15 protein-coding genes and 2 tRNA genes are annotated in these 12365 nt (G+C 44.2%); 6 read left to right on the top strand and 11 right to left on the bottom strand.

Annotated features, from left to right (window positions below; all coding sequences use genetic code 11):
- Positions 1–91: 91 nt before the first annotated feature.
- Positions 92–850 carry an MBL fold metallo-hydrolase gene (locus MMB75_RS03170; protein ID WP_019687972.1) on the top strand — a complete coding sequence of 253 codons (759 nt, stop codon included), beginning with the start codon at positions 92–94 and terminating at the stop codon, positions 848–850.
- Positions 851–977: 127 nt separating this feature from the next.
- Here the strand turns inward: MMB75_RS03170 and MMB75_RS03165 are convergent, their stop codons facing one another.
- The gene (locus MMB75_RS03165; RefSeq protein ID WP_016822393.1) at positions 978–1214 is read right to left on the bottom strand and encodes a DUF3892 domain-containing protein; all 237 of its coding nucleotides are present in this window, start codon (positions 1212–1214) and stop codon (positions 978–980) included.
- 86 nt (positions 1215–1300) lie between these two features.
- Positions 1301–1744 (bottom strand): GNAT family N-acetyltransferase, encoded by a 444-nt coding sequence (locus tag MMB75_RS03160; protein ID WP_017427817.1) that lies wholly within the window; start codon positions 1742–1744, stop codon positions 1301–1303.
- Positions 1745–1884: 140 nt separating this feature from the next.
- On the opposite strand from MMB75_RS03160, the gene MMB75_RS03155 reads away from it, so the two are divergent.
- Positions 1885–1956, top strand: a tRNA-Val gene (locus tag MMB75_RS03155).
- Between the two features lie 599 nt (positions 1957–2555).
- Here the strand turns inward: MMB75_RS03155 and MMB75_RS03150 are convergent.
- Genes MMB75_RS03150 through MMB75_RS03140 form a run of 3 tightly spaced genes read right to left on the bottom strand, consistent with a single transcriptional unit; the run spans position 2556 to position 3567 of the window.
- On the bottom strand, positions 2556–2774 hold the full coding sequence (locus tag MMB75_RS03150; RefSeq protein ID WP_017427819.1) for a hypothetical protein: 219 nt from the start codon (positions 2772–2774) through the stop codon (positions 2556–2558).
- Positions 2775–2814: 40 nt separating this feature from the next.
- Positions 2815–3267, bottom strand: coding sequence for a hypothetical protein (locus MMB75_RS03145; RefSeq protein ID WP_017427820.1), 453 nt, complete (start codon positions 3265–3267; stop codon positions 2815–2817).
- Positions 3268–3315: 48 nt separating this feature from the next.
- Positions 3316–3567 carry a hypothetical protein gene (locus tag MMB75_RS03140; RefSeq protein WP_045244418.1) on the bottom strand — a complete coding sequence of 84 codons (252 nt, stop codon included), beginning with the start codon at positions 3565–3567 and terminating at the stop codon, positions 3316–3318.
- 94 nt (positions 3568–3661) lie between these two features.
- Between MMB75_RS03140 and MMB75_RS03135 the strand changes: the two genes are divergently transcribed.
- Both MMB75_RS03135 and MMB75_RS03130 read left to right on the top strand, forming a co-directional pair.
- On the top strand, positions 3662–3790 hold the full coding sequence (locus MMB75_RS03135) for a hypothetical protein (RefSeq protein ID WP_017427822.1): 129 nt from the start codon (positions 3662–3664) through the stop codon (positions 3788–3790).
- 12 nt (positions 3791–3802) lie between these two features.
- Positions 3803–4135 carry a hypothetical protein gene (locus tag MMB75_RS03130; RefSeq protein ID WP_017427823.1) on the top strand — a complete coding sequence of 111 codons (333 nt, stop codon included), beginning with the start codon at positions 3803–3805 and terminating at the stop codon, positions 4133–4135.
- An 80-nt stretch (positions 4136–4215) separates the two neighbouring features.
- Here the strand turns inward: MMB75_RS03130 and MMB75_RS03125 are convergent, their stop codons facing one another.
- The 6 genes from MMB75_RS03125 to nirB form a co-directional block, all read right to left on the bottom strand.
- Positions 4216–4500, bottom strand: a complete 285-nt coding sequence (locus MMB75_RS03125) for a hypothetical protein (RefSeq protein ID WP_045244417.1) — start codon at positions 4498–4500, stop codon at positions 4216–4218.
- A gap of 82 nt (positions 4501–4582) precedes the next feature.
- Positions 4583–4664, bottom strand: a tRNA-OTHER gene (locus MMB75_RS03120).
- A gap of 68 nt (positions 4665–4732) precedes the next feature.
- Positions 4733–5257, bottom strand: a complete 525-nt coding sequence (locus MMB75_RS03115) for a hypothetical protein (RefSeq protein ID WP_045244416.1) — start codon at positions 5255–5257, stop codon at positions 4733–4735.
- A gap of 237 nt (positions 5258–5494) precedes the next feature.
- Positions 5495–6037, bottom strand: coding sequence for a hypothetical protein (locus tag MMB75_RS03110; RefSeq protein WP_025365222.1), 543 nt, complete (start codon positions 6035–6037; stop codon positions 5495–5497).
- Between the two features lie 1391 nt (positions 6038–7428).
- The gene (gene nirD / locus MMB75_RS03105) at positions 7429–7758 is read right to left on the bottom strand and encodes a nitrite reductase small subunit NirD (RefSeq protein ID WP_016822403.1); all 330 of its coding nucleotides are present in this window, start codon (positions 7756–7758) and stop codon (positions 7429–7431) included.
- A gap of 12 nt (positions 7759–7770) precedes the next feature.
- A complete protein-coding gene (gene nirB, locus MMB75_RS03100; protein WP_090889984.1) occupies positions 7771–10203 on the bottom strand; it encodes a nitrite reductase large subunit NirB in 2433 nt (810 codons plus the stop codon).
- A gap of 443 nt (positions 10204–10646) precedes the next feature.
- Between nirB and MMB75_RS03095 the strand changes: the two genes are divergently transcribed.
- Together MMB75_RS03095 and MMB75_RS03090 are read left to right on the top strand one after the other, a co-directional pair.
- The gene (locus MMB75_RS03095; protein ID WP_045244414.1) at positions 10647–11249 is read left to right on the top strand and encodes an ANTAR domain-containing response regulator; all 603 of its coding nucleotides are present in this window, start codon (positions 10647–10649) and stop codon (positions 11247–11249) included.
- Positions 11250–11269: 20 nt separating this feature from the next.
- Positions 11270–12343, top strand: a complete 1074-nt coding sequence (locus tag MMB75_RS03090) for an anthranilate phosphoribosyltransferase (RefSeq protein ID WP_045244413.1) — start codon at positions 11270–11272, stop codon at positions 12341–12343.
- Positions 12344–12365: the final 22 nt, after the last annotated feature.

The raw sequence follows: 12365 nt of genomic DNA, 5'->3' as shown, positions 1-12365 counted from the left end.
TAAGGAGCCAAATCTTTAGTTCCTGCAGCCTAGATGTTAAAATACGATTGTAGAGTGTCTTATAACACATCGTCTGGAGGGTGAATCCATAATGGGCCTAACGATACAGATGCTTGGTACAGGTAGCGCCTTTGCCAAGCATTATTACAACAACAACGCGCTGCTGGATAGCGGGGAAGGCAAGCTGCTGATCGATTGCGGTACAACCGCATCTCTAGCATTACACCAGATGGGTGTCCCTTTGCCTGATATTGACGCTATTTTAATCACACATATTCACGCAGATCATGTCGGAGGCCTAGAGGAATTCGGTTTTCAAATGAATATCCTCCATCGTCGCAAACCTCTGCTTTATATCGCCGAACCATTAATCCACCCTTTATGGGAGCATACGCTCAAGGGCGGCATGTCACAGCAAGGTATGATTGACAAGCTTGAGGATGTATTCGAGGTAAATGTCATAACCCCTGGCGTACCCACCACCTTAGTACCGGGTATCCAGGTAGAGCTGATCCCTACACGGCATATTCCTGGTAAAAACAGTTACTCTTTGTTCATTAATGATCGTCTTTTTTATAGTGCGGACATGGTTTTTGATCCCGATTTACTTCATCATCTGGTGCATGAACGGGGATGCCGGAGCATTTTACATGAGGTTCAATTACAAGGTGCCGGAGAAGTCCATACAACGTTAGATGAGCTGCTAAGCTTGCCAACACCTCTTCAAGAGCAAATTCATCTGATGCACTATAGTGACGATATGGAACAATTTAGGGATAAGGCAGGGATTATGTCCTTTCTGGAGCAGCAACGAGTATATCCGCTAGCAGAATTGGAACGTGCAGAGTAACCGAGCTAAAGGGAGTATTAACAATTAACAAAAAGCCGCCCGACTTTCCTACAAAGGATAGCTAGGCGGCTTGCTGCATATTTTTTGTATCAATGATAAGCTTGGACGTTAATGTTGCGAGTCAAGGTCAGAACAACGGCAGTTGATCCAGGTTATTAGAAGGATCTCCATCGGCATCCCCTCGAATTCGTTTGCTTCCATCCTTGGCCTTGAACACGTTGACGCCTGCAATTGAACCTGCTTCAATCTCGTTCAACGCTTGGCTATAATCCAAAATCCGTCCAGTAGACGTCTGAAATGACGCAAGATCGCCATCCCCGTTTTTACGTACTGCCGTAATTTGTTCTCGTTCTGTATTAGCCATGCTGCATCGCTCCTTATCCATAGTATAGTGGAGGAACTTTTACTAGCATGCGCATTGTACAGCTTTGTATACACCCTGTGCCTCGACTACAACTTTTTACGCATACGTACATGCGGTATTCCCGCATCATCAAAAGGTTCATCGGAGATCGTTTCATAGCCAAGCTTTTCGTAAAACTTCTCAGCTTGACATTGAGCATCTAACAACGAGTATCTCAGCCCAAGTTCACGTGCACGTTCCTCCAGTGCTAGCAGTAATACACGTCCATAACCTGCTGCACGATGCTCCTTGAGAACGGCAATACGTTGCATTTTAGCTGTCTCTTCATCATAATATGTCAGCCGACCAGTAGCCACCATTTCCCCATGTTCACAAATTAGCAAATGATGGGCGGTATCTCCCAGCTTGTCATAATGATCAATTTCAAGATCCAGAGGAACCTTCTGCTCTTCGACAAACACTTTGGTACGGATCAATATTGCCTTCTGCAGTTGCTCTTCTGTTGTTACAGTTATAATTTCTGCGGCCATCATCAGTTCCTCCTATCCTTAATTTCAAATGTAAACTCACTAAATTTGAATTATATATATAAATAGTCATGAAGTACAGGCTGATTTCTATTTTTTCACTTTACATATATGGTTAATACATGATATTATCTAGTAACTACAGGACGGTAGCTCAGCGGGAGAGCATTATCTTGACAGGGTAAGGGTCATGGGTTCGATCCCCATCCGTCCTATACCGAACCCCCCTTGATTTATAGGGGGGGTTCTTATTTTTATAAACTCATATCCGATACGAATTTAATACGAATCACTTTTTGATACAAAAAAGCAGCGGCTAAGATCCGCTGCTTTCGTTGTTTTGGAACACATCAAAATTAGTACCATCATGCCAGTTACGAAATACCAATTTACTGATATATATTTCCCTACCAGAAACTCGTAGGTCTTTTTTGGGCTCATCTTCATTATTTCCTCAACATACTTGGGGCGCAGAGTCATAGGGTATTGCGCCCAATCATTAGCCACTTTAATTTCGTTCATTTTCCCACTCTTTCTCTACTCCTTCTCAACAAGAAGGTTCATAATAGAAGCAAACTTATTATATATCTTGTATTTCTCAAGAACTGCCTCTACAGCAGCCTGTGTCCGTTTCCGGTCGATCTCAGGAGAGAGGCTGCGCAGAACAATGGCGGAAAGAGTTTCAGAGCGAATCGAAAATGACGAGCAGTATTCATAAGGTCCAATTCCAAAGCAATACGCGTATCAAATCCACCAAGCTTTTATAATCCAATCTGCTCAACTCCGCTTCTATATTGTTTGGGTTCGAGAGATACTAAAATACTTTGTTATTTTCAGTACCAATAATGCTCAATTCCTTCTTGGCTTCGACCAAGTTATTCACATCAACCACCAACTCCCGGATCTCTTCCACTTGCATGGGCGGTTCAAGAAACTCCGGTATGTCTCCGACAAAACTACCAAACTGAAATAACCCGCGCGATGGGATCGGCGGGCCAATGTAAATTAATATGCTCTCTTTTATTGTTAACACCTCCTTCCTGGTGGAATAAGGGCAAGAAAAAAGCTGCCTCTCAGCGACCATATAAACTAGAACTCGGTATTTTTAAAACTTGAAAATGAGCCTTGAATATTTCCGATTTTAGACGAACCAATTCATTGTAATTTATTGTTTCAGAAGCGGTTAAATAATCCTCTAATTCACGTAAGAGCAAGTTCAAAGTTATAACATCATTAACAAATAACTCCTTGTTGTGAACCTCAGAAAGTGAACTGAATCTCGGAGCAGTCTTAAGAACTCTCAATAAGTTTGTTTTATCGTAGTTACTGTTGTCTTTAAACAAATCTATTTCGAAATATACTTGCCTTAGAAAGTAAGACATTATCTGTTTCTCTTCTTCAAATTGTTTTATCCAACTTGTCCTTTTATCCTTCTCTCTATAGTATTCTGTCATAACCCACCCTGTACCGATCCCTGTTATAATGGCTATCACAACATCTTTTAAAATATCAAGTATAATCCCCATTGCTTCCTCCTAAGACATCTAAAAAAGCACCACTTAAGGTGCTTATCTTCAAAATTCAAATTTTGCTGGCAAACTTAGCTTGTTCCCCTTCACTTTCTCGTGCTCAACCTTTATCCCATATATCTCAGCGGCGAGATCTTCTTTAAAGGGAGTATGAACAATCAGTTCTACTTGATACCACGGTGAATCAGACGATAATGCGAAGAATTCACCTTCAACAGGGACTCTACTAAAGTGAAAATATTGATTCTCCCAGTTGGCTTTCCCCATGTCATGAGTATGAACAAAAACTTTGGGCACTTCAAACACCTCCTTCCTTCGACACAACAATTCAACACATAGGAAGGATATTCCTTTTTATGCACCGAAAGTAATAGTACGAAAGGAGGTGTTTATGTTCCATATACTTGAAGATATCTGGGACGGTGTCTATGAACGAATAGTTAAGCCCCTTTTACAAAACGTTGCTGCGGTAGCCATTGCACTAACACTTTTAACAGCCGTATCCTACTATTTTTCATAAGGGAGAATAACTATGACAACATACTACGTTACTGGTACAAAGCAATTTACCAGTGAATTGCAAACAAAGCTCATGGAGTTGTCAAATAATGAGTTGAAAACTCCACATCCGTACACTCAGGAACTGGAACTTTTAATGTTTGCAATTACTCGGAGCAGCACTCCTGGCAAAAAAGACTTAGATTCGCGTTTCGGCGAATACTACCAGTTTATTCTGTTGAACGAACATGCGAAGAATTTACTGATAGACTACAAAGTCCCTTTTGAAATACTTGGAACTGTAGAATATGAAGATCCGATCAATGAAGGATTTAGTCTCTTGATCAGAAATACAAGATTCGTTTAAATAAATGGCACCTTGCGGACTCGAACCGCACATTTTCCTTTAGGCGCTTAAAGTCCCCGGAGTTGATCCGGGGATAAACACTATTGCAGCTCTTTGACTACCTTGGCTATATGGACCGGAATCGTAAGGCCCTCGCTCTCAGTCAATGAACTATCCACATGCAGCTTGATAGCCAATTGGTCGTATTCTCCCGTGCCTGTAGGGACTACAGGGTTACCATATGCGTGTGGACCTGCAAAGCTTACTACTCTACCAGTGGGGCTATACTTACGAGCCTCAGCCTCGGTATTTACCACCTTAAAGATATTATCCGAACCAAGATACCCAAATCCGCCGTTACGTACTGCGCTTGCCTCTGTACTCATTACAAAATACTTCCTTTTCTATTATTGTGAAAACAAAAAGAGCGACGCATATACGCCACTCTCATTAGGTCTTTTAATTAGGTGCACGGTGTGGGAATTGAACCCACGCCTTTAGGTCTGTTTTACTCGGGCCCGCCTGTGCTCTACCATTGAGCTAACCGTGCATAATAGTGATATTGAAGAAACTAAAAAGGTCGGCACGATAGCCGACCTCCTCACTGCATTTAAAATATTATTGCAATTCCTCTCTTGTGTTACCTATGCGAACCGACATACCACCCTCCATAGGACCGCCTGGTGAAGTAAGGTTTACATAGAAACTACCAACAGTCCAAGCACTTGAGTTGATTTCATCAAATGTTTCACCTTTCGCTATTCTTCCCTTCATCTTAACCGGACCACTAGCTGACCCCTGAGTTACTGTTATATTAATCGGGGCTTTCCCATCATTATGCACATACACTCTAGCATATCCGTAGTGCGGATCAATGTAGAAACGCTCTGACATGTCAGTGTTCGCAAGAGACTTGTTCAGCACCTTATTTGTGTCTTGAGGAGTAATAACATGATCTCCCGCTTTTGGTGTATTCACATCGGTCGATGTGTTTGCAGATTGGGAAACTGCTGTTGAGCCAGTTGTAGCTGGTGTAGAATCAGTTACAGCATTTGAATCTGCAAAAATCGCATTGGGTACGGCAATAGCTCCCCCAATTAGTCCTAGTGCCAAGGCTGGTGCAATAAAATGTTTTTTCTTCAAAGCTTATTCCTCCTATATTTGTATATTTAACTACCACCTCAGTCTACTAAAAGATTCCATGTTTTTTAATTTTTCTTACAATAAGATCATATTAAGGTAAAGCAAAGAGGGCAGACCATGACGGTTTGCCCTGTGTTTGTGTTGAGTTGGTTTCTGCATACGCACGTATGAAAATAGAGCCGTACAATGAAGCTACGGCTCTTCTCACGTATTTTATGTGTGTATCCTTATAGCTTATTAAAGTTCAGATGTATTATCTGTTGTAAAACCACTAAATGTTACATCTACTGGTTTAGTTCCATCTCCATTCTTTCCACCTCTGAAGGTCACTGTATAGTCACCAGATCGCACACCTTGCTTAACTCCGGGATAACTCTTCCAACTGTCCGAACTTTTTCCGCTCAAGACTTCTTCATAATAATTTTTATTAGTGTCATTATGTGTCACAATTATTTTTACTGGATCACTAGAATTGTTCTTAAAGTTAATTTTAACATACCCATATCCACCAGTCACTTTAAAGGGAGCTGTCGCACTACCTTCGCCAGGTAAGCTTTTCACAGTACTCCCGAATTTATCCTGCTGGTGTTGAGGAGTAATAACATGATCTCCTTGTGTTGGTGTATTCACATCAGTCGATGTGTTTGCAGACTGGGAAACTGCTGTTGAGTCAGTTGTAGCTGGTGCAACATCCGTAGTAACTGCGGCAGAAGCAGTTAATGGAATTGCAAGAGCTAAAGACAAAACGGATACTACAGAAGCTTTTTTGATGTTTTTCATGTTCAGATGCCTTCTTTCTTTTAATTTTTTTGTACCTGCACAACTTTATCAATCAAATCATTATGTATAGAATCTATTAGAGCATTCATGATTGATAAAGTTTTAACAGGTATTTATGAACATTTACATTATAAGTCTTTTATTGTAATTATTCAACAAAAAAATGGGTTCTGATTCCATGTTAGCAGAAGCCTGGGTTTGAACCGGGACCAGCCAGAAATGAATCCAGTAGCACACCAAGTATTCTGCATGAAACCACTGGCGGATTCGAACCACCGACACACCCACCCATTCTTTTTCGCGAGAGGAATCGAACCTTCGTGGATATACCCCACTGCAGTTATGATAATAGATGTGGACATGGCACTTTCACCCTTGCATGCAGCCTTTTTCTAGGTACTTTCTTACGCGACCAGTTGCGCTCCTGATCCACTCTTTAGCGGCTAGGATCACTGTCATGAGGAGTGCGCTTGTCAGACGCACATTAGCAAGAGTGGAGTAGTGAAAACAGAAAGAGCAACATGCCCACTTATCCTACCCTAGCGGCTCTCTGTAGGTCTTATAGCAAGAGGATAACTGGTACCGCTCGTTTTACACCTACCACCGTCAAACAGGCATGTGTTTGTGTGGGGTGCTGCTCTCTCTTTGTTTTCCATGTTACTAATTTACCATGTGTAAAACCTAAAAGATCACAAATATTTTCATTTTACGATCAATTTTTTCGTAATATTTTTTCAATTCAATAGTTTGCTAGAATTACTATTATTGAAAGAGATATAAACAAAGAGGATTTGCGGCTTCAACAGGGAATATCTGCTGCTGCAATGGAAAAGATGAAAATATATCGTTCGAAGTGTTGAATAAGATATGTACGCATTTCGGCGTTAGCAGCATCACACCACGCCACATTCAAGACTTTTATAAGATCAGCAATAACCCTGTTTCGTTAGTCGAACGGCTAAAGCTCGAAAAAAAGGAAATGCAGATATGGACCTTGGAACAGGCACACGCTTTCCTAGAAGCTTCAAAAGAAGATATGTATTATATTGTGCTCCTTCTTACTCTAACTACCGGAATGCGGAGATATTAGGAATTCGGTAGAAGGACGTGGATTTCGATAAGAGAACTATATCAATCACTCAGATTATGAGTAGTGATGGTAAAGATTTTCAAGTTGGTGCTGAGAAGAGAAACTGGTCATTGTTTAAGATTTAAGCGACAAAAAAGCCAACCAGAAGTAAGGTTGACTTTTTATATACACCACGCTTAAGCAGTAATGTCTCTTTTTTCAGCAAGATTGAATTCTAGAGAATTGTTCGGCAATACGCATCTCTTCTATTATATAGAAGAACAACTAAGTCCAGCATCCCAAGCAAATAAACCTAATGCCCCTAGATTACGATGTAAACTGCTCCACTCTCACTGTCAATCTCCGTCGGGTAAGTGGTCACACATCCAGTATCCGGCTCTTGCACCTGACCAGTGGACAGGTCGACTTTCCAATCATGAAGCGGACAATGGACCACCGATCCGCATATCATTCCTTCAGATAGCCGTCCCCCTTTGTGTGGACAACGGTTCTCAAGCGCACGCACGCTGCCGTCACTAAGGCGAAATACGGCTATCTCTGCATTATGAATGCGAACTGTTCTTGCTCCACGTCGGTCAATTTCGTTCAGATCTGCTATCCTGATTCTACTGGTTGTCGTATTGCTCTCCATTTAGTCCGCCCCCTATTCCATTACTGCCTTAAGCTCAGGCAGCTGTACAAAGTTTTTGCGCAACTCTTCGTCATGAATGATTTCGTGCCAAGGATCAGTCGTTGTGCTTAACGTCTCCTCAATTCTGCTTACCAGTTGCTGCCTCGTCTCCGCATTTACCAATACCTGTTTGATCGACTCTACGCCTACCCGTTCTACCCAATGAGCTGTTCGCTCGTTCCAATTCGCCTGCTCACGGTAATACTGTAAATAGGCACCAGTCCATTCCATCACTTCATCCTCGGTTTTTACAGTACACAGCAGTTCTGCTGCCCGCACTTTAATCCCGCCGTTACCTCCAATATAGATCCCCCAGCCACCGTCAATAGCGACAACACCCAAGTCCTTGATCGTCGCTTCTGCGCAGTTACGCGGACAGCCCGACACAGCCAGTTTGACTTTGGATGGCGCATTCAGACGTTCGAATGCCTTTTCCAACCGGATGCCCATGCCCATAGCGTCCTGTGTGCCGAAGCGACAAAAAGTGTTACCGACACACGTCTTGACGGTTCGCAATGTCTTTCCATATGCATATCCAGATGGCATATCCAATTCGGACCAGATTCCCGGTAGATCTTCTTTTTTTACACCAAGCAGGTCAAGACGTTGGCCACCCGTAAATTTAACCAAAGGCACATTGTATTTCTCCGCGACAGCAGCAATCTTCTTCAGGTCGGCAGGTGAAGTAACTCCTCCATAAATGCGGGGCACCACAGAGTAGGTGCCATCTTTCTGAATATTGGCATGGTACCTTTCATTCGTAAATCTGGATTCCTTCTCATCCTCATAATCCAGTGGCCACAGCATACCTAGATAATAATTGAGGGCCGGCCGACATTTGGTGCATCCTTCAGCTTCGTTCCAGCCCAGCACGTTCATCACTTCTTTGACGCTCTTCAACCCCATTTCTCGGATACCATCAATAATCGCTTCCCGATCAAGTGTCGTACAGCCACATATCCCCTCTTTAATCGATTCTCCGGCTTCTGCACCTGCGTACAGCTGTAAGAGTCCCTCCACTAATGGCTTGCAGCCGCCGCATGATGCCGATGCCTTCGTGCAGGCCTTAATTTCCCCAAGACTCTTACAGCCAGCCGCAACCGCCTCTCCAATGTCACCCTTGGATACACCATTACATCCGCATACAATTTCGTCTTCAGGCATCTGCTCCAGCATCATGGTGCCACTACCTTCTGATTGACCAGGGTTAAAGCCAAGTAACAACTCTTTCTCTCGACCAACCACCGACTCCCCACTTTTAATCAGAGAAAACAACTTGGCTCCATCAGAGGTATCCCCAAACAGAACGGCACCGATCAGTTTTTCTTCCTTAATGACGATTTTTTTGTAGACGCCATCAATATCATCCTGATACCGCAGTGATCGTGTTCCCGACTCATCCTTGTAATTTCCTGCTGAAAATACATCGACGCCCGATACCTTCAATCTTGTAGAAGTAACGGAACCACTGTAGCCGGGAGTCTCCATTCCCGCGAGTCGCTGAGCCAGGACGCCCCCCTGCTCATATAATGGGGCAACCAGACCGTAAGTGATTCCCCGGTGTTCTGCACATTCTCCAACGGCATATATGCCAGGAATATTCGTTTCCATGTGATCATTTACGATGACACCGCGGTTTACAGGGATTCCCGCTGACACCGCCAGTTCAATGTCTGGTTTGATACCTACCGCCATAACGATCAAATCCGCTTCCAGTTCGCTGCCATCAGCAAACTTTAGCCCTTCCACGCGACGACGCCCGGTAATAGCCGCCGTCCGCTTATTGACCAGAAAAGTCATTCCCTGTTCCTCCAGCTCGCGCCGTAACATAAGGGAAGCAGCCTCATCCAGCTGCCGATCCATAATATAACCGTTAATATGAATAACTGTAACGTCCATCCCCAAATTGAGCAGCCCCCTGGCTGCCTCTAGCCCAAGCAATCCGCCGCCGATAACAGCCGCTTTTTTGTGCGTCTTCGCCGTCTCCATCATCGTCTCGCAGTCACGAATATCCCGGAACCCAATCACACCATCCTTGTCGGCTCCTGGAAGCGGCAAAATGAAGGCTTTAGAACCTGTTGCCAACAACAGTAAATCATAAGAGACGCATACACCGGATCGTGAAGTCACCTGTCGCTTTTCCGTATCGATCGCTGTGACAGGATCATCGGTATACAATCGGATATTATTGTCTTCATACCAATTCCAATCGTTGATGATAATATCCTGCAAACCTGCTCCACCGGCCAGAACAGAGGACAGCATGATCCGATTATAGTTTGGATGGGGCTCGGCCCCAAATACCGTAATCTCATAGGCACCTGGTGCGATCTTCAGCAAATGTTCGAGAGTGCGTATCCCCGCCATTCCGTTGCCGACCAGCACTAATTTTTGGATGTAGTTCATTAGGTCACTCCCTCTCCATTTCTATCCTTAAAACATAAAAAGCCTGCTTCACATACGGGGATGCAAAACATCCCTCCACATGTAAAAACAGGCTCCATTGCCGTTTCATCGAATACGCCGTTGTATCCATCAGAGTATGAATTTAAAGTACTGTAGTCAATATATAACGATTCAAATCACATGTCAATATTCCTTACGCAAAATCTCGTAAAAATAATATTTTATCACTAAGTAACATATTGATGACGTATAAAATATCACTCTTCTACAAAATTAGGATTGATTTTCAGTCCAAAACACGCCAAAATGGTTTAAAAGTCCGTTTCCACTTCATTATGATGGAAAAGAAAACCCATCTCATCAAGTTATATGTTACATTTCTTATCAAGACATACAATCCTCATGCTTATTTACCCTTCATGTTAAAGAGAGGAGGAGCCCGCTTGCGTTCCTTGTTGGTAATTCACTCACATGCTGACCCTGCATCCGAGCAGGCAGACACCATTCCCTCATGGCAGGCAGAACCTGAGCACCTTTTAGAATCCAACGGATACCTGCCTTTGCCCTGCCGCCATGAATCTGAAATCAAACAGCTCATCCATAATGCAGATGCGGCCGTACTAAACATACCTGTCGGCTCAATCAGCATGTGGAGTAGCAGGTTGGAGCAAACCAAAGCAATTCCGTTGCTCTGGTGGTGCAGCGCGACATCAGCGCTGTCATCGACGGAGGCTTGTGAAGCAGACGTGACTGTCGACGGTATTCTAACCCCTTCCATGGCAGCCCATGAGCTGAATTGGGCTCTTCATTTTAGCGCCAAACGCTTTTTTGAACGCCAGCATTGGCAAAGTGAACGCAAACAACTGACCGCTCGGCTGGAAGAACGCAAATGGATTGATATGGCGAAGGGGATACTTGGCGAAGTAAACGGCATCCCCGAAGCGGAGGCATATGATCTGCTGCGTAAAAAAGCGATGAATGAGCGCAAACGAATCGTTGATGTGGCCATCTCCATTGTGAAAGCACAGCAAATGCTAAAAGCATAAATCTGAAAGGGGCCTTGAACATGAATATCATTGAAATATTAAAAGAAGTTGGGCGCGGCAAAAGAGGCGCTCGTGATCTGAACTATGCCGAAGCCGAAGCTGCCGCCGAACTGATTATGACCCGGTCAGCAACCCCAGCTCAAATCGGTGCCTTCTTTGCCGCGGAACGCATCAAAATGGAGAGTATTGCCGAGCTGGAAGCATTCGTTAATGTCTGTCGCAAATATTCCCACCGCTTTCCCATGCAGGAAGGCATTGATTTCGCCGGTCCGTACGACGGTAGGAAGTCATCATTTATTGCTACCTTCGCAACTGCCTTTCTACTTGCCTCATACGGATTACCTGTAACGATGCATGGGAGTGCACCCCTCCCTCCCAAATGGGGGGTTACACTCCCACTTTTGTTGCAGGAGATGGGGGTAGCGACTGCGGACATGTCACACGAAACCGCCATTCATGCTGCGAAGCAGACAGGCGTGCTTTTCGTTGTTTCCGAACAATGGTGCACGCCCCTGCGGGATCTGCGGTCTATTCGCGAAGAGTTGGGGCTTCGCACAGTACTGAACACAGCCGAGAAACTGGTTGATTATGGTTCCTCCCCGTACATTGTATTTGGTGTTTTCCACAACACCGTATTCGACAAGACGGCGAAAGTCATGCAGAATCTAAATTATCGCAGGGCTTTGATCATCCAGGGGAGCGAAGGATCGGAGGACCTGTTCATCGATCGACCGACCCGGACTTACCTGTTTGCTAATGGTAAGGTGTCCCTCCAGGTTATAGATCCCGAAATGTACGGGCTGGATTCGGTAGTACCAGAACACCACTGGACCCCTGCTGAACAGCTGCGCATATCAGAGGAAGTGCTGCAAGGCACAGCTCCTACTGCCTTCTCGAATCAAGTGTTGCTCAACGGCGCGGTACGACTGTTCATTGCAGGGCGGGTCGACTCCATTGAGGAAGGCTTGTACACCTGCAAGCCGCTGCTTGAAAACGGGAACGCCTGGGAGTTGTACTGCCGCTGGCGTGAAGCTATGTTGAGAAAAGAAATAAAAACGGGTGCCAACACATCCGAACCCCATTTTCATTTATAAAACTCGTCTCCTACAGTCCAGC

Origin of the sequence: Paenibacillus sp. P2(2022) (genome assembly GCF_029522175.1) — a bacterium.
GTDB classification, from domain to species: Bacteria; Bacillota; Bacilli; order Paenibacillales; family Paenibacillaceae; genus Paenibacillus; species Paenibacillus polymyxa.
Note: the sequence above shows the minus strand (reverse complement) of the source record. Positions and strands in the feature narration are given on the sequence as shown.

Coding starts and splice junctions, on each gene's coding strand:
- MMB75_RS03160 (WP_017427817.1), bottom strand. CDS start 1,744: ATGGCCGCAGAAATTATAACTGTAACAACAGAAGAGCAACTGCAGAAG.
- MMB75_RS03090 (WP_045244413.1), top strand. CDS start 11,270: ATGAATATCATTGAAATATTAAAAGAAGTTGGGCGCGGCAAAAGAGGC.
- MMB75_RS03170 (WP_019687972.1), top strand. CDS start 92: ATGGGCCTAACGATACAGATGCTTGGTACAGGTAGCGCCTTTGCCAAG.
- MMB75_RS03135 (WP_017427822.1), top strand. CDS start 3,662: ATGTTCCATATACTTGAAGATATCTGGGACGGTGTCTATGAACGAATA.
- MMB75_RS03130 (WP_017427823.1), top strand. CDS start 3,803: ATGACAACATACTACGTTACTGGTACAAAGCAATTTACCAGTGAATTG.
- MMB75_RS03145 (WP_017427820.1), bottom strand. CDS start 3,267: ATGGGGATTATACTTGATATTTTAAAAGATGTTGTGATAGCCATTATA.
- nirD (WP_016822403.1), bottom strand. CDS start 7,758: ATGGAGAGCAATACGACAACCAGTAGAATCAGGATAGCAGATCTGAAC.
- nirB (WP_090889984.1), bottom strand. CDS start 10,203: ATGAACTACATCCAAAAATTAGTGCTGGTCGGCAACGGAATGGCGGGG.
- MMB75_RS03165 (WP_016822393.1), bottom strand. CDS start 1,214: ATGGCTAATACAGAACGAGAACAAATTACGGCAGTACGTAAAAACGGG.
- MMB75_RS03110 (WP_025365222.1), bottom strand. CDS start 6,037: ATGAAAAACATCAAAAAAGCTTCTGTAGTATCCGTTTTGTCTTTAGCT.
- MMB75_RS03125 (WP_045244417.1), bottom strand. CDS start 4,500: ATGAGTACAGAGGCAAGCGCAGTACGTAACGGCGGATTTGGGTATCTT.